The sequence below is a fragment of the Herbaspirillum sp. NPDC101396 genome, from assembly GCF_044767365.1.
In the GTDB taxonomy this organism is placed as follows: Bacteria; Pseudomonadota; Gammaproteobacteria; order Burkholderiales; family Burkholderiaceae_D; genus Herbaspirillum.
Map to the genome: position 1 here is coordinate 946175 of NZ_JBIWNT010000002.1, position 20528 is coordinate 966702.

General features: G+C 63.1%; 15 protein-coding genes. 9 read left to right on the plus strand and 6 right to left on the minus strand.

All coding sequences use genetic code 11. From position 1 onward, the window contains the following. Positions 1-47 precede the first annotated feature (47 nt). Complete coding sequence (locus tag ACIROY_RS09380; RefSeq protein ID WP_402274811.1) at positions 48-1004, plus strand: HDOD domain-containing protein; 957 nt, start codon at positions 48-50, stop codon at positions 1002-1004. Positions 1005-1032: 28 nt separating this feature from the next. Here the strand turns inward: ACIROY_RS09380 and ACIROY_RS09385 are convergent, their stop codons facing one another. Beyond that, entirely contained in the window at positions 1033-3150 is a 2118-nt protein-coding gene (locus ACIROY_RS09385; RefSeq protein WP_402341343.1) for an FUSC family protein, read from the minus strand. Between the two features lie 101 nt (positions 3151-3251). Further along, entirely contained in the window at positions 3252-4172 is a 921-nt protein-coding gene (locus tag ACIROY_RS09390) for a LysR family transcriptional regulator (protein WP_402341344.1), read from the minus strand. A 143-nt stretch (positions 4173-4315) separates the two neighbouring features. On the opposite strand from ACIROY_RS09390, the gene ACIROY_RS09395 reads away from it, so the two are divergent. The 7 genes from ACIROY_RS09395 to ACIROY_RS09425 all read left to right on the plus strand — a co-directional run bounded on the left by ACIROY_RS09395 (position 4316) and on the right by ACIROY_RS09425 (position 13355). Continuing rightward, on the plus strand, positions 4316-5803 hold the full coding sequence (locus ACIROY_RS09395) for an acetyl-CoA hydrolase/transferase family protein (protein ID WP_402341346.1): 1488 nt from the start codon (positions 4316-4318) through the stop codon (positions 5801-5803). A 349-nt stretch (positions 5804-6152) separates the two neighbouring features. Further along, entirely contained in the window at positions 6153-7802 is a 1650-nt protein-coding gene (locus tag ACIROY_RS09400) for an ATP-binding protein (RefSeq protein ID WP_402341348.1), read from the plus strand. Beyond that, on the plus strand, positions 7795-8250 hold the full coding sequence (locus ACIROY_RS09405; RefSeq protein WP_116436710.1) for a response regulator: 456 nt from the start codon (positions 7795-7797) through the stop codon (positions 8248-8250). The genes ACIROY_RS09400 and ACIROY_RS09405 overlap by 8 nt, the downstream gene beginning before the upstream one ends. Beyond that, the gene (locus ACIROY_RS09410) at positions 8247-8636 is read left to right on the plus strand and encodes a response regulator (RefSeq protein WP_402274825.1); all 390 of its coding nucleotides are present in this window, start codon (positions 8247-8249) and stop codon (positions 8634-8636) included. The genes ACIROY_RS09405 and ACIROY_RS09410 overlap by 4 nt, the downstream gene beginning before the upstream one ends. A 148-nt stretch (positions 8637-8784) precedes the next feature. Then, entirely contained in the window at positions 8785-9084 is a 300-nt protein-coding gene (locus tag ACIROY_RS09415) for a hypothetical protein (RefSeq protein WP_402274827.1), read from the plus strand. Positions 9085-9385: 301 nt separating this feature from the next. Then, a complete protein-coding gene (locus ACIROY_RS09420) occupies positions 9386-11605 on the plus strand; it encodes a putative bifunctional diguanylate cyclase/phosphodiesterase (protein WP_402341350.1) in 2220 nt (739 codons plus the stop codon). Positions 11606-11738: 133 nt separating this feature from the next. After that, positions 11739-13355, plus strand: coding sequence for an ABC transporter substrate-binding protein (locus tag ACIROY_RS09425; protein ID WP_402274831.1), 1617 nt, complete (start codon positions 11739-11741; stop codon positions 13353-13355). Positions 13356-13440: 85 nt separating this feature from the next. Here ACIROY_RS09425 and ACIROY_RS09430 read toward each other — a convergent pair whose 3' ends face one another. Both ACIROY_RS09430 and cls read right to left on the minus strand, forming a co-directional pair. Then, positions 13441-14358, minus strand: a complete 918-nt coding sequence (locus ACIROY_RS09430) for a hypothetical protein (RefSeq protein ID WP_402274833.1) — start codon at positions 14356-14358, stop codon at positions 13441-13443. A gap of 36 nt (positions 14359-14394) precedes the next feature. Continuing rightward, complete coding sequence (gene cls, locus ACIROY_RS09435; RefSeq protein ID WP_402341352.1) at positions 14395-15831, minus strand: cardiolipin synthase; 1437 nt, start codon at positions 15829-15831, stop codon at positions 14395-14397. Positions 15832-16119: 288 nt separating this feature from the next. Between cls and ACIROY_RS09440 the strand changes: the two genes are divergently transcribed. Then, on the plus strand, positions 16120-16509 hold the full coding sequence (locus ACIROY_RS09440; protein ID WP_402341353.1) for a hypothetical protein: 390 nt from the start codon (positions 16120-16122) through the stop codon (positions 16507-16509). A gap of 45 nt (positions 16510-16554) precedes the next feature. On the opposite strand, the gene ACIROY_RS09445 is transcribed toward ACIROY_RS09440, so the two are convergent. Continuing rightward, on the minus strand, positions 16555-19191 hold the full coding sequence (locus ACIROY_RS09445) for a PepSY domain-containing protein (protein WP_402341355.1): 2637 nt from the start codon (positions 19189-19191) through the stop codon (positions 16555-16557). Positions 19192-19333: 142 nt separating this feature from the next. Continuing rightward, on the minus strand, positions 19334-20494 hold the full coding sequence (locus tag ACIROY_RS09450; RefSeq protein ID WP_402341356.1) for an MFS transporter: 1161 nt from the start codon (positions 20492-20494) through the stop codon (positions 19334-19336). Positions 20495-20528: the final 34 nt, after the last annotated feature.

Sequence of the window (20528 nt, forward strand, 5' to 3'; positions counted from 1 at the left end):
ATAAAAAGTAAAAGACAGTTGCTTGCCATCCTGAATACTTCTACTCCATGCCCAATTTCATCGACCCCACCGACTTCGAAGCGCTGAAACAGGACGACGCCTTGCCGTCGCCCAGCGGCGTTCGCCTCAACATCATGCGCATGTGTCGCCAGGAAGACGTTTCCCTGGTCGAGCTGGTCACGCAAATCCAGGCCGATCCGGTGCTGGGCGGGCGCATCATCAAGATCGGCAACGGCGCCTCGATCAACAAGGGCCGTCCTATCGTCGCCATCAGCAAGGACGTGCTGCTGATGATCGGCCTGGATGCGGTGCGCCAGCTGGCGTTGGCGATTTCGCTGACGACCGAGCGCCGCGACAGCGGCTGCGCCGGATTCGACTACGACACGTTCTGGGCGCGCACGGTCGCCATGGCCTGCGCGGCGCAGGCGCTGGCCGAGTACTACGGCGAAGCGCCGCCGACCGAAATGTTCGCCAGCGGCCTGCTGGCCAATATCGGCAGCCTTGGCCTCGCGGCGGCTCGTCCCGCCGACTATGCCGGCGTGCTGGCGAGTGTTGCGAACATCGCGGATGATGACAGCAGCGACGAGAAATTGCGCGACGCTGAAAAAGCCGCCTTCGGTTATACCCATCTCGACCTGGCCGCCGCCATGATGCAGGACTGGAGCATTCCGCGCCTGTTCTGCGAAGCGGTGCTGCATCACGAAGCGCCGTCGCAGTCCGGGCTCGACGATGAGTCGCGCCAGTTGCGCCTGGCGCAGATGCTGCACGTCGCCGGCGCCATCGCCGATTATTGCGTGGCGTCCGAAGACGCGCGCGTGCCGGCGCTGCAGGCCTTGCTCGACGCCGGCCCGCCGCTCAACGGCGAGGTCGACCACGTGGTTGCGCTGTGCGACCGCGTCGGCCGCGACTGGGTTGAATGGAGTTCGATGGTGCGCATTTCCGCGCAGGCATTGCCGCCGACGCGCGACGTGATGGCGCAGTTGCGCGAAGAGTCGGGCCAATAACAAGCCGTCTTTCCAGAGGCCGTGCCGGCTATTTGTTGTCGGCCGGCGACAGCTCCGGGTACATCGCCGCTGCCAGCAGGCACACCGTTTCCACCGCATCCGCACGCGCCAGGTCGTGCACGACGGGGCGTTGCTGCAGCAACGCCGCGCAGGATGCCGCCGCGGTGACGCGGCGTTCAAACAAATCTTCCATGGCTTGCAGCCAGTTGTCGAGTTCGGCGCGCGCTTGCATGTCCGCCGCACTTGCCGGTTTTCTTTCATCCAGCCAGATATGCGTGGCCGCACCTGCCAGCCGGCGCGCCAGCGCGACGCCGGTGCGCGCGTTATGGATCCGGCGCGACTCCAGGTCGCCTTCGCGCAGCAAGCGTTGCAGCAGCAGGCCGCTTTCGATATTGACCACGCAGGCTTCACGCCGGCGTGCATGCATCTGCGCCGCGTCCGGCTGCGCTTGCAAGGCGCCGCGCAGGTAGGCGAGGTTGACCACGATCATGTGCGACAGGCTGCGATGCAAATTGGCCTGGCGGCGCTGCGGCCATAGCAGGTAAGTGGCGACGATCGCCACCACTGCGCCGATGACGTTGTTGCCGGCGCGCAGCAGCGCATTGCTCAGCTGCAGTTGCGGATCCGCGGCGACGTCGGCCACCAGCACGAACACCGGCGTCAGGAACAGCGAATACAAGCCGTAGCTGACCGGCCGCAAGCCCATCGACAGCGCTGCCATCGGGAACACCAGCAAGGCCAGCGCCAGCGGAGAATGGATGAACAGGCACAGCGCCACCGCCAGCACGCCGCCGACGATGCTGCCGATGGCGCGTTCCATGCTGCGCGACCAGCTGTCGGCGATCGAGGGCTGCATCACCAGCATGGTCGCCATGGTCGCCCAATAGCCGAACGGCAGATGCAGCAGATGCACGATCAGGTAAGTGATGCCCGCCGCAACGGCGCAGCGCAGACCATGCCGCACTTCCACCGAACCGCTGCGCAGGTGCGCAGCAGCCGTGCGCAGCGCCGCCGGCGCACCACGGCGCAATGATCGCGCCGGCACGGCAGGACGTGCCGCGCGTTTCCAGTCCGCCAGCACGGCCAGGCCTTCCGCATCGTGCAGGTCGCGCAATTGCAGCAGCTGCGCCACCTGCGACGGCGCGCGGCCGGTCAGCTGGCGCAGGCGCAACATGGCGCGCGCGTCGCCGGTGTTGCTATGGGCCTGGTTGCGTTTGTCCGGCGTTGCTGCGATGCCGCTTTGCACGCTTCGCAGCAACAGCGCCATGGCATTCAGGATGCGGGCGATGCGCCGGCGCGACTGTGCATCCTGGTGCCGATAGACCGACAGGCGCAGGTCGCACAGCGCCGTGATGCAGTCGAGCAAGGCATCGGCGCGCGCCAGTTTGATCAGGAGGACTTCGTACAACTTTCCCGTGTCGCTGCGATCGGACGGCAGCGCCGCCAGCGCGGCACGGGCAGCGGCGATGTCGGCGCGCACATGGCGACGGGTCTGGGCCGCGGCTTCTTCGCGCACGCCGGAAGCGCCGTCGCTGCCGCCAATGTCGGCAAGTTCGGCCAGTGCACCGTAGACGCGGGCGACCGACTGTCGCGCCGGCGCAAACGGATGGATGCGCCACACGCTCAGGCCCAGCAGCGTGGCCCAGACGCAGCCGGAAAAATAAATCAGCACATGGCTCTGTTGCAGCGGCAGCAGCGCCACCGGGAAATCGGCCAGAATCGCCGACACCCCGGCCGCCAGCATCAGCACCAGGCCGGTGGCGGCGCCGTAGATGCGCGCGAAGCCGGCGATGCCCGCGCAGACCATGATGGCCAGCAAGCCCGCCGGCATGCCCATGCCGCTCAGGGTGGCGGCGAACATCCCGCCCAGCGTCGACGCCAGCGCGAAACCGCCCATCGATGCTAAGCGTGCGCGATTGGTGCCGGCGCTGTCGGCCAGGCAGGTCAGGAAGGCGCCGATGGCGGCCCAGGAGAACAACGGATTGTGCAGCCACTCGCCGACCAGCAGCATGGTGCCGGCCGCCACCGCCGCGCGCAGTCCCTCCGACAGGCTGGCGTGGCGCATCGGGAAGTTGACCGACCAGCGGCGGATCCGCAAGGACCAGGGCGACGTGAGCGACGTGGCGAAGAAGGAGAGCGGCGGCATGCTGGCGGTTGGCTGGGCGGCACTGGATAAGGGAAGGCCCCAGTATAGAAAACGCCGCTATTGCCGGTATGACTTAATTTCGGCAAATGCAGTCGGAATTTTCATGCACCTTTGACGGCTTTCTTGCCCGCAACAGGCGGACCGCCGGCGAACAATTCCTCGCTCAGCGCCAGCCAGGCGCGCGCCGCATGCGACAGATAGCCGCCGCGCGTGACGTAGGCCACTTGCCATTGCACCTCGGGTTCGGCCAGTCGCACCGATTGCAACTGGTCGGTGGCCAACCGGTGGACAAAGGGTTCCGGCAGCAGCGCCACGCCCATGCCGGCCAGCGCCATGGCCACCAGCCAATCCCATTGGCCGCTCTGGGCCGCCACTTCGGGCGCGATGCCGGTGTCGCGAAACATGTTGCGCAAGGTGCGGGTGAGGCCGAACTCGTTGTTCAGCAGCACCAGCGGCATGTCCTTGAGGGCCTTGCAGGGCAGCGTGCTGCGGTTTTTCTGGAAGCGTCCGGCCTGCGCCACGGCCCAGATCGGATAGGCCGCCACCGGCGTCATTTCCAGCTCCAGCTCGGGCGCGATGGGCAGCACCGTCATGCCGATTTCCAGCGTGCCGGCGGCGACGCGCTGCTCGATCTGCGGACCGGTGTCTTCCAGCAGCGTGATGGCGATGTCGGGATGGCGCTCGCGGAAGGCTTTCAGCACCGGCGTGCAGAGGATGTTCACCATCGGCGGGATGCCGATTTCCAGATGGCCCTGGCGCAGGTTGCGGGTGTTGTGCACTTCGGTGTTGAGGCGCTGCACGCCCGCCAGGATCTGCTGCGCCTGTTCGTACACGACGCGCCCGGTGTCGGTCAGCTGCAGGCTGCGCCCGGCGCGGATCAGCAGCGGCGCGCCGATTTCGTCTTCCAGCTGGCGCACCATCTTGCTGACCGTCGACTGCGTCACGTGCAGGGCGTCGGCGGCACGGCTGAAGCTGTTGAGCCGGACGGTTTCTGAAAAGTAACGCAGGGCGCGAATGTCCATGAGATGGCCGGATCAGGTATGCGAAAAACGACTGGTTGAGCGGAGTTTAAATCATACAGTGCATGAATCGCCGATTCTATACTGGTCGAAAAAATGAGAGCAGAAATCCGTTCTGTCTTTCCAGAATCGAGCAGGAGAACCAGATGCATTCCGAACGTATTCCGCCGGCGCTGGCCGGCAAAGTCATGTCCGCCACCGAAGCTGCGAGCCTGTTCCGTACCGGCATGACCATCGGCATGAGCGGCTTCACGCGTGCCGGCGACGCCAAAGCAATCCCGCGCGCGCTGGCCGAGCGCGCCCGCGGCGAAGCGTTGCGCTTCACTTTGATCACCGGCGCCTCGCTGGGCAACGACAGCGATGGGCTGATGGCCGAGGCAGGCTTGCTGGCGCGGCGCATGCCGTTTCAGGTGGATGCGACGCTACGGCGCAAGATCAACGCCGGCGAGGTCATGTTCATCGACCAGCACCTGTCGGAAACCGCCGAGCAGTTGCGCAGCGGCATCCCGGCGCCGATAGACATCGCCGTGATCGAAGCGGCGGCGATCACCGACAAAGGCATCATCCCGACCATGTCGGTCGGCAATTCCGCCAGTTTCGTCGAGCAAGCCAGGTCGATCGTCATCGAGCTCAACACCAGCGTGCCGATGGCGCTGGCCGGCTTGCACGACATTTATTTGCCGCAGGTACGGCCCGGACGTCGACCGATTCCGCTGACCAGTCCCGAGCAGCGCATCGGCCGCGACGCCATTCCGTTCGACCCGGCTCGCATCGCCGCCATCGTCATCACCGATACGCCTGACAGTCCGTCCAGCGTGTTGCCGCCCGATGCTGAGACCAACGCCATCGCCGCCCACGTGATCCGCTTCCTCGAAGAAGAAGTCGCGGCCGGGCGCATGGGCGAAGAACTGGCGCCGCTGCAGGCCGGCATCGGCACCATCGCCAACGCCGTGCTGCACGGGCTGACGCAATCGTCGTTCCGCAACCTCACGATGTATTCCGAGGTGCTGCAGGACAGCGCGATCGAACTGCTCGATTCGGGCCAGCTGCGTTTCGCCTCGGCGTCGTCGATCACGCTGTCATCGGCAATGAACGAGAAGTTCATGCGCAATCTCGACCATTACCGCTCGCGCATCGTGCTGCGTCCGCAAGAGATCAGCAATCATCCCGAGCTGGTGCGCCGGCTCGGCATCATTGCGCTCAACACCGCACTTGAATTCGATCTCTACGGCAACGTCAACTCGACGCACGTCGGCGGCACCCACATGATGAACGGCATCGGCGGCTCGGGCGACTTCGCGCGCAACGGCCAGTTGTCGATTTTCGTGAGCAAGGCTGCGGCCAAAGGCGGGACCATTTCCAGCGTGGTGCCGATGGTGTCGCACGTCGATCACACCGAGCACGACGTCGACGTGCTGGTCACGGAATTCGGCCTGGCCGACCTGCGCGGCCTGGCGCCGCGCGAACGGGCGCCGCTGATCATCGAGCATTGCGCGCATCCCGATTATCGTCCGGCCTTGCACGACTACTTTGCGCGCGCCTGTCGCGCCGGCGGACATACACCGCATCTGCTCGCCGAAGCCTTGTCGTGGCATGAGCGTTATAAAAATGACAAAATCATGCGGCCTCGCTGAGCTGCCTTGATGTTGTCATTTTTTTATGTAATTAAAAATTAAACAACGCATCAAAAAAATTCATGCGCCAGCTGTAGCCGCACCGGCGGGAATTCCCTGTGGCGCCTCTAAAAAATCATGGCGATTTGAAATCGTTTGTGAGACGATTGCCAATAAATAACTTTGTTGACACCAACGTAACTTTTAGTAACGTCAATACAAGTCGTCCGATGCATGTCGGGCAAGAAACAAACAACAAGAACGAGCCGATAGCAAAAAAGCAAAGAGCAAAACAGTACGGCGCAGGTCACTGCGTCGCGGGGATGTACCGATTGTTGCTGACGTGTTTTTCCGGAGAGAGAAGCCGTTTATGAAGCTATTCAGAAAAGGCCTGCTGCTGGTTGCTATTCCCGGCATATTCGAGCTTGGCTTGCTGGGGATCCTGTACAAGAGCCAGGAGAACGCCACGCAGGCCGAAGTCTGGGCCTTGCATACCAAGGACGTCATCATCCAGGCTGCGGAAGTGCGTGAGCCCGTGCTGCTGCAATCGGCGCGCCTGCGCGCGGCCATTATCCTCAACGACCCGGCCGGGCTTGAGAAAAACGACCTGTGGGACAGCATCGAAAGGGAGCTCGGCGAACTGCGCGGGCTGGTGGGCGACAACGTTGAGCAATTGCGGCGGGTGGCGCAGATCGGCACCTCGGTGCAGGAATACCGGCAGTGGACCGACATCCAGACCGAGCTGCTCAAGAACAACAAGCGCGATGAACTGGTGGCCGCCTTGCGGGACCCCAATGCCTTGCGGCTGATCCAGGTGATCCAGCGGCAACTGGTCGACTTCATCAAGATAGAAGAAAACCTGGATCAGCAGCGGCTGAAAGCGGTGTCCGAGGCACGGCTCATGCAGAATATTGCATTGGTGATCGCCTTGCTCGGTGCGGTGCTGGCGGCAGCGCTGGCGGCGCGGATTTTCAGCCGTGACGTCGGCGGTCGGCTGGCCGTGCTGACCGGCAATGCCCACAAGCTGACCGAAGGCGGCGTGCTGGCCCAGCGCGTCGGCGGCAACGATGAAATCACCGAACTCGACAAGGTGCTGCACGAGAGCAGCGCGCGCCTGCGCCAGGCCGAGGAAGCCGCGCGCGTTTACCGTGAAGAGCTTGAGCACCATGCGCGCGAGCTGACCACCGTCAACGAAGACCTGCAGCGCCAGACGCAGGACAACGAGATGTTCATTTACAGCGTATCGCATGATCTGCGCTCGCCGCTGGTCAACCTGCAGGGCTTCAGCAAGGAGTTGCATCATTCGGTCGGCGAGCTGCACGAGACCATTGACGCCAGCGACCTCAACGACAAGGACAAGCAGCGCATCCGCGACATCATCGAAGATGACGTCGAAGTATCGCTGCGCTTCATCCGCACGGCGGTGACGCGTTCGGCCGCGATCATCGACGCCATGTTGCGGCTGTCGCGCGTGGGGCGCGTGGAGTACCAATCGCAGGAGACCAACGTCAACGAAGTCGTTGCGCGCGTGATTGACGCCATGAGTAATACCATCCGCGAACGGCAGGCGCTGGTGGTGTCGCAGCCGCTGCCGCCGTGCTATGGTGACCCTACCGCGATTGAACAGATCTTCGGCAACCTGATCGGCAACGCCGTCAACTACCTCGATCCCAAGCGCGCCGGCACGGTCGAGATCGGTGTGCTGCCGCCGGATCCGGGGCAGCCGGCGTTTCGCACCTACTTCGTGCGCGACAACGGTCTCGGCATTCCGGCTGATTATCTGGGCAAGATGTTTTCCGCTTTCCACCGGCTGCATGCGGACGTCGCCCAGGGCGAGGGCGTCGGCCTGGCCCTGATCAAGCGCATCGTTCTACGCCACGGCGGCAAGATCTGGGTCGAATCGACCGAAGGCGTGGGCACCACCTTCTACACGTCACTGCCGGTGCAGCCGGCCCAGCAACCCCAACAAGCACTGCAGCCCGCAACCCAATTGGCTCAAGGAGAAAAAGCTCATGGCTGACAAAGACGAAGTAGGCATCCTGCTGGTCGAGGACGATGACGGCCACGCCTTGCTGGTGGAAAAAAACCTGCGTCGCGCAGGCTTGTCCAACGGTTTCCTGCGCCTGAAGGACGGCCAGGAAGCGCTGGATTATTTCTTCAACGCCGAGGGTTCGCCAGCACGGGAAAAGTTCGAGTCGCTGGTGGTCCTGCTGGACGTCAACATGCCGCGCGTGAGTGGCGTCGACGTGTTGAAAAAGCTCAAGGAAAATGACATTACCTCGGCCATCCCGATCATCATGCTGACCACTACCGACGATCCGCGCGAGATCGAGCGCTGCTACGACTACGGCTGCAATCTCTACATCACCAAGCCGGTGGAGTACGAAGCCTTCATCGAAGCAGTGCGCCGCCTCGGTTTCTTCCTGCAGATCATCAAGGTGCCTCCGGTCGGGCGCGGTGCTGCATGACTGCATCCGAACCTGCCATTCTGATTATCGAAGACGATGAGGGCCTGCGCATGCTGGCGCGCCGTCGTCTGGAAAAACGCGGCTTCAAGGTTGGCAGCGCCGGCAGCATCGCGCAGGCGCGCAGCCTGTTGCGCGACGGCGCCTTCGACCTGCTGGTGATCGATTACCAGCTCGACGAGAACATGAGCGGACTCGACTTCTACAACGAGCTGTGCGAAGAGGGCGTGCGGATTCCCGCAGTGATGTGCAGCGGATTTTCGGACGATGCTCATTTCGGCGAAGCCTTGCGCTGCGGAATCGCTCATGTGCTGCCGAAGTCGCAGGATTATCTGGATGAATTGCCGGATGTGGTGCAGCAGGTCCTGGACAGCCGGCCGCAGGATTAGCCTGGCTGCTGCAGATCGATCGGCTGCGCCGCCGGGTGCTCGTCTCCCGTGCGCAGGCCAATGCACTTTTTTGCACGGTTACCGGCTGCTGCGTGCAGGTCTGTCATGGTACGATTCCGACCCTCAGAAACAAGTCCATTGAACCGGCATGTCGAAACAGTTTTTGCTTGAAAGCCCCAGGGACACCGGCGACGACCGCGTGACCTTCATCATCCGCAACAACGGCACGATGCTGCCGGGTTTCGTGACCCGCGCCGCGCTGATTTCCATCGGCGGGCTGACCAGCAACAATATCGTGGCGCTCTACAGCGAACATCGTGCGCGCATCGCGGAAGCCGTCAAGAAGCGCATGGCGCAGCCCGGCCTGGTGCCGTACATCGCGTTGACGCTGGACGAGTTGCAGCAAGCGCTTCCCCCTCAGGCCGCCCCGGCCGCTCAAGCTCAATAGTGTCCTGCGGCAACGCCGCAAGCCGCACGTAAGCTGGGCCTGATATTTTCACGGCAAATCAACAGTCAAGAGTTGCCGTCGTGCTAATCTACGTTTGCGCAAAAAAGCGCCGGGCGTCCGCTGCTACCTCAGCGACCAGCGCACTGTAAACAGATAACGCGCCATGATCGCGACGATCGACCGGGACGAGCGGTCGGCCCTCTTCCGTCTCGGGAAGGGGCTCAGAACAACAATCATTGGAGACACAGGCTGCGCCACCTGACCGGGACAGGTCGGGGCATGGCCTGATACGGGAATCAGCTTGAGAGCTTTGCAGAGACGACTATCGAATGCGTTCGTCGCCATTCAGGCGCGCTATCGCCGTTCGCCGACGACGCGCACGACGCACCTTGCGCACGTGGCGCAGGCAACGCATCTGCGCACGCATGCCTACGCCAGCCTGTACCAGCAACAGGTGAGCGCGCCTTCGGCCGAGCTCGAACGCAGCCTGCGACATTTTTCCGAACAGTCCCTGGTCGGCGTCTACATGTTGCGCAACGACGGCACCGTGCTGCACGCCAACGACAAGATGGCCGCCATGCTCGGCTACCAGCACGGCGCCGAGCTGGTCGGCATGCCGGTGGCGAGCCTGACCGCACCGGAAGACCTGGCGCTGCTGCAGGAAAACATGCAGTCGCGCCTGCAAGGCGGCGTCGCCACCGTTCAATACGCCTACCGCATCCTGCGCCGCGACGGCACCCGTCACTGGGTGGAGGTGCACGGCAGCATCTGCCCGCATGAAGGCGGCATCGCGCTGGTCGAAACCGCGCTCGACGTCAACAAGCAGGTGCAGTCCGAATGGCAGTCGCGCATGGCCGACCGCGTCTTCGAATCGACCAGCGAAGGCATCCTGATCACCGATGCAGAGTTCCGCATCCTGGCAGTCAATCCTGCTTTCACGCGGATCACCGGCTATCGTCCGGAAGAAGCGATGGACAAGCGTTCGCGCATGATGACCGGTCCCGGCGCCCAGGCTGAAATCAACCGCGGCATGCTGGAGCGGCTGGCGCACGACGGGCACTGGCAGGGCGAAATGAAGGACCGGCGCAAGGACGGCAGCTGGTATCCGGCCTGGCTGTCGATCTCGGCGATACGCGACAACCACGGCGGCATCAGCAATTACGTCGGCGTGTTCACCGACAACACAATTCGCAAGGAAGCTGAAACCAAACTGGCCTTCCTGGCCGACCACGACAGCCTGACCGGCTTGCTCAACCGCAGCAGCCTGATGCGCATTTTTGCCCAGCAGATTGAAGCGGCGCAGGCGGCCGGCGAGACGCTGGCCTTGTTCTTCGTCGACCTCGATCGCTTCAAGACCGTCAACGACACGCTTGGGCATCATGCCGGCGATCAGTTGCTGGTGGCCGCGGCGGAACGATTGCGCGAGCAGCTGCGGCCGGACGACGTGCTGGCGCGCTTCGGCGGCGACGAATTCGTCGTGGTGCTGGGCGGCTCGCCGCCGTCGGCCATGATTGCCGCGATTGCGCAGCGCCTGATCAACAGCATCTTGCAGCCGTTCACGATCAACGGCCACGAGATGTTCATCAGCGCCAGCATCGGCAGCGCGGCCTATCCGGAGCACGGCGAGGACGCCATCACGTTGCTCAAGAATGCCGACATCGCGATGTACCACGCCAAGGATCGCGGCAAGAATGCGTTCCAGCTGTTCAACAAGGAAATGAGCAATCGCGCGCTCGAGCAGATGCTGCTCGAGAACAGCCTGCGTCACGCCATCGAACGCAAGGAATTCGAACTGTATTACCAGCCGCAGTTTTCGGCGCAGGACGGCGCCATCTGCGGCGCCGAGGCACTGATCCGCTGGCGTCATCCGACCCGCGGACTGGTGGCGCCGGGCATGTTCATCACGCTGGCCGAGCAGACCGGCCTGATCGTGCCGTTGGGCGCCTGGGTATTGCGCGAAGCCTGCCGCCAGGGCAAGGCCTGGCTGGATCGCGGCTATCAGTTCGGTCGCATTGCAGTGAACCTGTCGCCGCGCCAATTCTCTTCGGACGACCTGCTCGCCACCATCGACAACGCGCTTGACCAGAGCGGCCTGCCGTCGGCGATGCTCGAATTGGAAATCACCGAAGGCGCGATCATGCAGAATCCTGAGGACGCGGTGATGCTGCTCAAACGCATGCGCGAACTGGGCGTGACGATTTCGGTGGATGACTTCGGCACCGGATATTCGTCGCTGGCCAGCCTTAAGCAGTATCCGCTCGATACGCTCAAGATCGACCGCAGTTTCGTGAAGGGCATCCCGGCCGACGCCGACGACGTCGCCATCACCGAGGCCATCATCGCCATTGCTCACAAGCTGCACCTGAAGGTGGTCGCCGAAGGCGTCGAGTCGCAGGAGCAGCATGATTTCCTGCGCGCAGCCGGTTGCGACATGGTGCAGGGCTACCTGCATTCGCAACCGCTGACGGCCGGCGAAATCGAGCAGCGCTGGTATCTGGGCGGTGAGCAAGCCGAGACCTGAAACACTTACCTCTTCCATTCTTCCCGCAGCAACGAACCGAAACGAGTAAGCAAACTCTTTTTTGTTCGTTGACCCTGGCTTCCCCGGTTTTTAAGATGGCGTGTTTTAGTGAACACTAACGCTCGGGGATGGCATGAATACGTGGGGAACTGCAACAAAAACAAGGACGCGCAAGGGGATACGCAAAATCGTTGCCGCACTGGCGGCAGGCGTTCTGGCAGCGCTGGCCGGCGCAGGCCAGGCCGGTGCGGCTGAGCCTAAGCATGGCGGCACGCTGAACTGGATCGTCACGCCGGAGCCGTCGTCGATCCTGCCGCTGACCACCACGGCCGGCGGCAATACCGAACTCGGTCCGAAGATCGTCGAAGGTTTGCTGACCTACGATTTCAACCTCAATCCCAAGCCGCTGCTGGCGACCTCGTGGTCGATCAGCAAGGACGGCCTGCAATACCGCTTCAACCTGCGCCACGGCGTCAAATGGCATGACGGCAAGGACTTCACTTCGGCCGACGTGGCGTTCTCGATCCTGACGCTGAAAGTCGTGCATCCGCGCGGTCGCGCCACCTTCGCCAACGTCACCGAGGTGCAGACGCCCGATCCCTTCACCGCCGTGATTGTGCTGTCGAAGCCGTCGCCGACACTGCTGACCGCACTGGCCGGCGCCGAGTCGCCGATTGTGCCCAAACACCTCTACGACAAGACCGACATTCTCAACAGCAAGTACAACAGCGCGCCGGTCGGCACCGGTCCGTTCATCTTCAAGGAATTCGTCAAGGGCAGCCACATCGTCCTGGAACGCAATCCGAACTACTGGGACAAGCCCAAGCCTTATCTCGACAAGGTAGTCGTGCGCTTTATCCCTGATGCGCTGGCGCGCGCCGCCGCGCTGGAGTCGGGCGCCGCCGATCTGGGCGGCCAGGCGATCCCGCTGTCCGACGTCGCGCGTTTCAGCAAGCTGCCGAAGATCACCGTGGACACCACCAACTGGGCCTACATCGGTTTGCAGCAGCAGCTGTATTTCAACCTCGACACACCGGTGCTGCAAAAGATCGAAGTGCGCCGAGCGATCTCGCAGGCGATCGACGTCAATGCGCTCAACAAGGTGGTCTGGTACGGCTACGGCAAGGTCTCTGCATCGGTGATCGGCACGCTCAACACCAGGTACCACAATCCAGACATCAAGTACTTCCCGTACAGCCCGAAGGAAGCTGAAGCCGCGCTCGATGCAGCCGGTTTGAAACGCGGCGCCGACGGCATCCGTTTCCGCCTGCGTCTGTTGTACAACCCGTTCCAGGAGCGCCGTGCAGCCGACTTCGTGCGCCAGTCTCTGAGCCGCATCGGCATCGACGCCAACATCGAGAACTATGACTTCGGCACCTATGTCACCAAGGCCTATACCGAACGTGCTTTCGACCTGACGCTGGAAGCGCTGGCCAACGTGTTCGATCCGACCGTGGGCGTGCAGCGCGTGTTCTGGTCCAAGAACTACAAGGTCGGCTTGCCGTTCTCGAACGCGCCGCACTACGTCAATCCGGAAGCCGATCGCCTGCTCGAAGCAGCCTCGGTGGAAATCGACGAAGCCAAGCGTCGCCAGCTGTTCCTGGATTTCCAGAAGGTGGTGCATGACGATATTCCGTCGATTGAATTCGGCGCCAATCCAAGCATCACGATTGCGGCGAAGAAGGTGAAGAATTACGCACCGACGGCGGAAGGTCTGCGCGGCAGTTTTGCGGATCTGTATTTCGACTGAAGGTCGGGATCCGCCAACGCGCCATGAAAAAGCCGGCCTCGAAGGGCCGACTTTTTTACGTTCACCGCATCACTGCAATGCCGTCTTATTCCGTGTTCTGCCGTGCATATTCCTTGCGTTTCATGGCGAGATACTCGTTCTTGTCGACCTCATGCAGTTGGCGCGGATAGCGTTCGGTGGCGCTGAACCAGGTTTGCAGCCGTTGCTCAAGTTGCTGCGACTGAGGCGTCGCCAGCCCGCTCAGGAAGGCGTCGATGGCGAGGTAGTAACGCATCGTGTTGCGCTCGACCGTGCCGCGCATGCCGCCGACGTAGCCGCTCTTGTCTGACTTGTCCTGTGTGAAGCCGACTTTGTCGCTGCCGGCGGTGGCGAGATAGGCGCGCAGCGCCACGCGGCTGGCCAGCCCGAACGAATACGAATAAGTCAGGTGCAGGAAGCTGCGGCCGTCTCCGAGCGGCACCGCTTCCAACTGGATACGATAGTCGCGCGTGTCGAGTGGGCCCTTGTCGGCGGCCAGGCGCACGTCGAAGTAGTCGTCGCCATTGGACGGCACGCGGTAGTTGAAGTCGATCCGATAGGCGTCGTCAATGGCCTGATCATGCTTCTTGCCGACACGCATGCTCAGCGTCGCAGGATTCTGGCCGGGACCGGGACGGCAGTATTTGGTGTTGAGATGCAGGATCAGGACGTCGCACCAATGCGCCGGTGTGGTCAGCGATGCGCGCACCTGGGAAAACGGATAATCGACCACGGCGTAGATGTCGCCCTTGATGCTGGACGAGCTCTCGGTCGAGTTGATATACAGCGGGCGTGAAAATTGGTTGTTGGTCAATTGCGGCTGCAGCGCCTGGTACCTTTCCTGCAAGCCGGCGCCACCCGGCGGCTCGGCTGCGATGGCCGAGGCGCACACCGCCAGCGACACCGCCAGCAATGTAGCCACGACGGTAGCCGTAATGACGGCGCGCAGGCTCTGCGTCAATTGTCGTGAGATGGGTTGTTGCATACGGATCTCCTGTCTTTCTTTAACAATCCGGCGCCGTTACAGCCAGCGCGCCCACAGTCCGGCGCCGAATTCCTTCATGCGGTCGCTGATCGGGCGGTCCTTCCAGGCTTCCAGCGTGATTTCCTTCGATGCATCGATGTCGCGGTCGAACATGGCCTGCATCTGTGCACCGAATTGCGGACCGAGGATGACGGCGTTGATTTCCTGGTTGTAGATGAAGCTGCGCCAGTCGAGGTTGGTCGAGCCGATGGTCGACCAGACGCCGTCGATCATCGCGGTCTTGGAATGCAGCAGCGCATCCTGGCGCTCGTAGATCTTGACGCCGCCTTCCAGCAGCTCGCTATAGAACGACCGCGAGGCGTACAGCACCAGTTTCGAATCGCTCTTGCTCGGCAACACCAGGCGTACATCGACGCCGCGCTTGACCGCATCCTTCAAGGCATCACGCAGTTGCGGATCAGGGATGAAGTAGGCGTTGGTCAGATAGACCTTGGATTCGGCGTGCTGGATGGCCGAGATGAAGGTGGCGTAGATCACGCTGTAAGGATCTTCCGGGGCGCTGCCGATGCCGCGCACGATGTCAGGTCCCTTGTTGTCGACCTTGGGGTAGTAGTTCTTTTCGGCGAGCTTGGGACCATGCTGCTTTTCCCAGGTGTCGATGAACATCTTCTGAAATTCAGCGACCACCGGGCCGTCCATGCGCACCTGGGTGTCGCGCCACGGCACCTTGTTGGCGTCGTCGCCTTCCTTCGGCTTGCGCTTGCGGAACGACCCGCTGGAATACACGCTGCTGACGTTGATGCCGCCGACGAAGGCGGTCTTGCCGTCGACGATCAGCAATTTGCGGTGGTCGCGCTGGTTGACTTCCCAACCCTTGCGCGCCTGCGCCGGATTGACCGGGTTGAATTCCAGCACCTGGATGCCGGCATCGATCATCGGCTGGAAGAATTCGCGCGGCGTGCTGAGCGTGCCGACGCTGTCGTACATCAGGTTGACCTGGACGCCGTGCTTCTGCCGGTCGATCAGCAGGTCGGCGAACTGCTTGCCGGCCTCGTCATCTTCAAAGATGTAGGTTTCCATGTTGACGTGGTCGCGCGCCTCGCGAATGGCGGCAAACATCGAGGCGTAGGTGGCCGGACCGTCGATCAGCAGCGTGACCTTGTTGCCGGCCACCAGCGGCGAGCCGGTGATGGCTTGTTCGATCGCGAGGTGCTTCTCGAGGATCAGGTTGTCCTGGTTGGAATCCTTGAACTTGTCGAGTACCGCCTTGCTTTGCTCGGGAGTGAGGATGCCGCGTCCGCCCTTGATCTGGATGACCTTGGCCGACTGGGTGTCCATGTCGGGAACGACGCGTGGCAGCGAACTGCATGCGGCCAGCGCCACGACAGCGACGGCACCCAGGAGCAGGCTGTGGAGCCGTGCGATCGGGATGATGCTTTTGTTGAAAATCACGTGATTTTTTTGTGTAGTCATGACTGTCCTGCAAGGCGATGGTCGGGGATCCGACAATGTCATTCGGAGTATATGCCGCGAGAAAACCGGTTTGCAGCGTGAATGCCACGTTCTGGGCAGGAATCGGCGCTGTCCTACACGAAAACGAGAGGACTGCCTACGCGCACGAGGAGCCGGAGGCCGGGTTGCGGCGGCGCAGCGTGCGGTTTTTTACTTTTTGTTTATTCGGACCGTGTTTCTTTTTAGGACTTCTTTATGCGGCGGAGACTAATCTGGCGCTGTTATTCACGACACGAAAGCAGGTCCGCTATGCCCCCCATGGTCTGGAGAAAACGCTCGTCCGCGTTCACGCGATTGCTGTTCCCGGAATTCTTGCCGTCCTTGCTGCCGTCCACGCCGGCGGAACCGCAACCGCAGCCCAACGAGCCGTCGCGCCCCGGACCGCGCAAGACGCTGACCTTGCCCAAACAGCGCGAACGCCTGATGCACATCACGGTGACGCGCGAAGAGGTGACGCACTTGCGCGAAGTGGTGATGCAGAGTTGCGGGCATTGCGTCTGCTTCATGCGCATGTCGCCGCTGGACCATGCGCGCCGCATGTGTCTGTGTCTGTGCGTACAGGCGGAGGCGGTGCCGATGGTGATGGATGCGGTGATGTGGGCGTTGCCGCAAGCCGAGTTCGGCTTGCGGCAAGCGTAGGTCATGCAAACCGAGTTCGGCTTGCGGCAAGCTTGAAAATTACGGTCAGTAGACGTCGCGGCGATAGCGGCCCTGGGCGATGAGGTCTTCCAGTGCCGCTTCGCCGAGCAGGTCGGTCAGCGCGGCGTCGACGCCGGCGGCCATGCCTTCCAGGCTGCCGCAGACATACAGCACCGCGCCTTCGTCGAGCCAGGCCTTGAGCGTATCGGCGGCCTGGCGTAACTTGTCCTGCACGTAGACGCGCTCGGCCTGGTCGCGCGAGAACGCGATGTCGACGCGGCTGAGCATGTCGTCCTGCATCCATTGTTCGATCTCTTCGCGATAGAGGAAATCGTGGGCGCGGTGACGTTCGCCGAACAGCAGCCAGTTGCGGCGCTGGCCGCCGGCGATGCGGGCGCGCAGATGGCCGCGCAAACCGGCCAGGCCGGAACCGTTGCCGATGAAGATGGCCGGGGTCGGTTCGGGCGCCAGCGCGAAGTTGCTGTTTTCCAGCAGGCGCATGTCGATGGCGCCGCCCAGCGGCGCGTATTCCGTCAGCCAGCCCGAGGCCAGGCCGAAGCCGTCTTCGTGCGCGACCTGGCGCACCAGCAGGTGGACACGTTCGTCATCCTGCACCGAGGCCACCGAATAGCGTCGCGACGCCAACGGCTGCAGGCTGTCGGCCAGGGCTTGCGGCGTCAGGCCGGGAGCGGATTTTGCAACCGGCAGCACGCTGCACGAGAGCGCTTCGGCCAGCGTGCGCGTGATGTCCTGATGACGAACCACGACGTCGCCGTCGAGGCCGGTGCGGCTGAGGAACAGCGCGACGCGGTCGGACGCATGGCGCGGCAGGATTTCCGCCAGCGCACCGGATTGCCATTGCGCGTTGCTGTCGGCGGGCGCGTCGAATTCCAGGTGATAGATGCCCTGGCCTGCGCTGCCCGGATTGAGCAGCTTGCGTTCGCGCAGGATCCAGCCGGCGTAGGACGCCTCGGCCGGTGCGGGTGCGGCTTCTTCCAGCGGTGCGCCGCCGGTCAGCACTGCGAGTTCACGTTGCCAGGCAGCTAGTGCGGCCGGCGCAGTAGGGGCGCCATCGTCGACTTCGATCATTGGGAAGAACGCCTGCGCGCCCTGGCTGCGGAGCCAGTGATCGAGGCTGTGGCCGAAGCCGCAGAATTTTTCATAATGGCGATCACCCAGCGCCAGCAAGCCGAATTGCACGTGGGCCAGGGCGTTGCCCGGCGGTTGCGCAAGTTGCCGCGCGAAGCGACGTGCGCCGTCGGGCGGTTCGCCTTCGCCGAAGGTGCTCACCACGAACAGTGCACGATGGAAGTGGCGCAGGCGTTCCGGATCGAGCGTGGCCAGCGATTGCACGGTGACGGCGACGCCGGCCTTTTGCAGCGCGGCGGCGGTGTGCAGCGCGATGCGTTCGGCTTGACCCGCTTGCGTGGCGTAGGCCAGCAATATTCCTTCCTTGCTTTCCTTGCTGCCGGCGGTGGCGCCGCCGGGGCTGCTGATGACCGCCTCGCGGCTGCGGTCCAGCAGGGCGCGTTCGGCGCGCACCGCACGCTTCTTGCGGCGGCGGTCGAGGTACAGCATCCAGCCGGTGATGCCGAACAGCGGCATGATCAGCGCGGCAATCGTCATCACGATGCGACCCGGCAGGCCGAAGTAGGTGCCCATGTGCAGCGGATAGATCGCGCCGATGAACAGGCCGCCTGCGTCCTTGTCGGCGAAGCGTTCATTGAGTTTGATGTCGCCGGTCTGCGGCAGCACGTTCAGGCGATTGCGGGCGCGCTCATGCGAGGCGTCGGGCAACAGGTAATTGAACTGGACCGGTTGTGTGGTCTTGTCGGACATGCGGATGTTGACCAGCGTGTATGGACCGGCTTCGCGCAGGAACACGTTCCACGCCAGCGTGAGATCGAGCGGCGCGGCTTCAGTCTTGTCGGCTTTCTCTTTTTCTTTCTCTTTATCCATCCCCATGCCTTTGGGCTTTTCGCGTTTGGCTTGCGGCGCACGCACTTCCTGCCCGGCAAGGCTATTGACGCCTGACTTGAACCAATCGAACGCCCAGTACATTCCGGTAGTCGTGAAGATGACGTACATCACCAGCGCCCAGGTGCCGATCACCGAGTGCAGGTTCCACAGGAAGGAGCGGCCGGAGAGGCCGAAATCGAGCTTGAACCAGGCGCGCCAGTTCAGCGCGCGGCGCGGCCAGCGCATGTACAGGCCCGACAGCGCCAGGATCAGCAGGCACATCGACAGGCTGCCGGCGACGATCTTGCCGGCATCGGTCGGCAGCAGCAGCCAGCGGTGGAAACGTTCGGTGAATTCGAAGAATTCGTTACCGGCCAGCGGCGGCAGCAGCGCGCCGGTGTAAGGATCGGCGTAGCGCATTTCACCGCGGCGCACGCCCGGCGGCGGGGCGAAGTTGATGCGCACGGAGGCGCCCGGTTCGACGGATGCGATCAGCACGGCGACGCGCTCATGCGGAACCTCGGCGCGCAGGCGTTCCAGGATCTGCGGCGGCGTCAGCACTGCTTGTTGGCGCACGGCCACATGGACGATGCCGGGATTGAGCCAGTCGGTAATTTCTTCGCGGAAAGACAGGATGGCGCCGGTCACGCCGATGAACATCAGCACGGTGCCCGCGGTGATGCCGATGAACCAGTGCACCTGGAACCAGATTTTCTTGAACATTGTTTTTCTCTTGTGGGCTGGCGGTCGGCGAGCTGGGCAGCGTGGCTTGTCGACGCCAGCGGGCGGCGTTTTCGCTAAAGCGCTCTATTATAGAGGATTGGAGAATGAGAATTATTCCAAGAAGTATCTCATTGTTGCAATATCAACTCTGCGCAGGCTCATCCTTTTGCAACACCATGCTGGCCAGGATCATCGCCGCCACCAGCAAGGCCACCGGCAGCAGTCCGCGATGCAGCAGGAAGCCGGCGATCTGCGTGCCCAGGCCTGAGAGCGTCAGCGCCAGGAACATCAGGAAACCCGAGGCCAGGCTGGTCAGCGACTTCGGCACCGACAGCGCGCGCGTCACGGTGGACGGTCCGCGCAGGCCGAGGCCGGCGCAGAACAGCATCCAGCACACGATCAGCGGCGCCACGTGGCGCTCATCCAGCACCCCCAGCGTGATCAGTCCCGCCACCGAAATCAACTGAACGATGGCGCCGGCGTTCATCAGCTTGAACGTGCCGCAGCGATGCGCGATGGCGCCCGCGCGCGAGGCCGCGACGATGAAGGACGACACGCCGCAGACCTGCATCAGCGCAAAGGCGCCGGGACCGCGGCCGCTCCATTGTTCGATCAGGTGCGGTGCGCTGGCGACGAAGGTGACCAGCGCACCGAAAGTCAGGCCGTACACGGCGGCGTCGCGCAGGTAAACGCGATTCTTCAGCAGCACCGCGTAGCTGACGGTTTCATCGGCGTCGTGCAAGACCTGCTTGCCCGGCACCAGTTTCAGGATGAACGGCAGCAGCGCCAGCGCGAGGATTGCCACCAGCCAGAAATTGCTGCGCCAGCCCGACACCAGCAGGATGCCCGTGCCGATCACCGGCGCGACGGCGGGGATGACCGATTCGGCGATGCTGACCCAGGAAATTGCGCGCATGGCATCCGCATCGGCGAAGCGCCGCCGCAGCAGCACCGGCACCACCACCGTGGCGGCGCCGGCGCCGATGCCTTGCACGGTGCGGTAAACGATCAGTGCGTCGACATCCGTCGCCAGTGCGCACGCCACACCGGTGGCGGCCAGCAAGGCGACCCCGGCGAGCAGCGTGTTGCGCATGCCGAGCTTGTCGGCCAGCGCCCCCCACAGCAACTGCGACAGCGCCAGCGCAATCATGAAGGAAGAAATCGTCGCCTGCACGGCCGGCACGTCGCTGCCAAGATCGTGGGCGAGATGCGGCAACGCAGGCAGGTAGAGATCGGTGGCCAGCATGCCGACGCCGGTGAGTGCGGCCAACGGGATGATTTGCAGCAGAGGAGGACGGGACATCGATAAAGCGTTTCAGGCAGAGGCAGGCGAGGGC

Coding starts and splice junctions, on each gene's coding strand:
- ACIROY_RS09425 (WP_402274831.1), top strand. CDS start 11,739: ATGAATACGTGGGGAACTGCAACAAAAACAAGGACGCGCAAGGGGATA.
- ACIROY_RS09440 (WP_402341353.1), top strand. CDS start 16,120: ATGCCCCCCATGGTCTGGAGAAAACGCTCGTCCGCGTTCACGCGATTG.
- ACIROY_RS09415 (WP_402274827.1), top strand. CDS start 8,785: ATGTCGAAACAGTTTTTGCTTGAAAGCCCCAGGGACACCGGCGACGAC.
- ACIROY_RS09380 (WP_402274811.1), top strand. CDS start 48: ATGCCCAATTTCATCGACCCCACCGACTTCGAAGCGCTGAAACAGGAC.
- ACIROY_RS09410 (WP_402274825.1), top strand. CDS start 8,247: ATGACTGCATCCGAACCTGCCATTCTGATTATCGAAGACGATGAGGGC.
- ACIROY_RS09405 (WP_116436710.1), top strand. CDS start 7,795: ATGGCTGACAAAGACGAAGTAGGCATCCTGCTGGTCGAGGACGATGAC.
- ACIROY_RS09395 (WP_402341346.1), top strand. CDS start 4,316: ATGCATTCCGAACGTATTCCGCCGGCGCTGGCCGGCAAAGTCATGTCC.
- ACIROY_RS09385 (WP_402341343.1), bottom strand. CDS start 3,150: ATGCCGCCGCTCTCCTTCTTCGCCACGTCGCTCACGTCGCCCTGGTCC.
- cls (WP_402341352.1), bottom strand. CDS start 15,831: ATGACTACACAAAAAAATCACGTGATTTTCAACAAAAGCATCATCCCG.
- ACIROY_RS09400 (WP_402341348.1), top strand. CDS start 6,153: ATGAAGCTATTCAGAAAAGGCCTGCTGCTGGTTGCTATTCCCGGCATA.
- ACIROY_RS09450 (WP_402341356.1), bottom strand. CDS start 20,494: ATGTCCCGTCCTCCTCTGCTGCAAATCATCCCGTTGGCCGCACTCACC.
- ACIROY_RS09445 (WP_402341355.1), bottom strand. CDS start 19,191: ATGTTCAAGAAAATCTGGTTCCAGGTGCACTGGTTCATCGGCATCACC.
- ACIROY_RS09430 (WP_402274833.1), bottom strand. CDS start 14,358: ATGCAACAACCCATCTCACGACAATTGACGCAGAGCCTGCGCGCCGTC.
- ACIROY_RS09390 (WP_402341344.1), bottom strand. CDS start 4,172: ATGGACATTCGCGCCCTGCGTTACTTTTCAGAAACCGTCCGGCTCAAC.